The following is a 399-nucleotide window of genomic DNA, read 5'->3' on the forward strand; positions in this document are numbered from 1 at the left end:
GAAAGTAATCCTGAGAGATATTTATATCATTAAGAATTAAAAAGAAGGCATGATTATATATCATAATCTCTAGTCTGATAATGGTATACAATTGTTGATGCATTTAATTGAGTTAGTTATGTCCTTACGGTTCATATGCATGTTGTTATTGGCATTAAGATAGTGATACTGAATTTAAAAAGATGAGTAAAGGCGGATACATAGGATATACTTATCAAAAACATGTAACGGAACTGTTTTTGTCAAAAATGGATACTGAACGTGAAATTGATGTTATTCAGATTGAAGCTAAAACAGATGACAAATTTGACGACTTAGTTATCATCAATAATGAAGACACATATCAAATTCAGATAAAAGACATTTCAGGTGTTAAACTTGAAAAACTAAATGTGATAG

The 399-nt window shown here is 28.8% G+C and carries 1 protein-coding gene; it reads left to right on the forward strand.

Annotated features, from left to right (window positions below; all coding sequences use genetic code 11):
* Positions 1–182 precede the first annotated feature (182 nt).
* Positions 183–399 (forward strand): hypothetical protein (locus J1N10_RS21110; protein WP_262328698.1); only part of this gene is annotated, 217 nt, incomplete at its 3' end.

The organism is Carboxylicivirga litoralis, assembly GCF_025499605.1.
In the GTDB taxonomy this organism is placed as follows: domain Bacteria; phylum Bacteroidota; class Bacteroidia; order Bacteroidales; family Marinilabiliaceae; genus Carboxylicivirga; species Carboxylicivirga litoralis.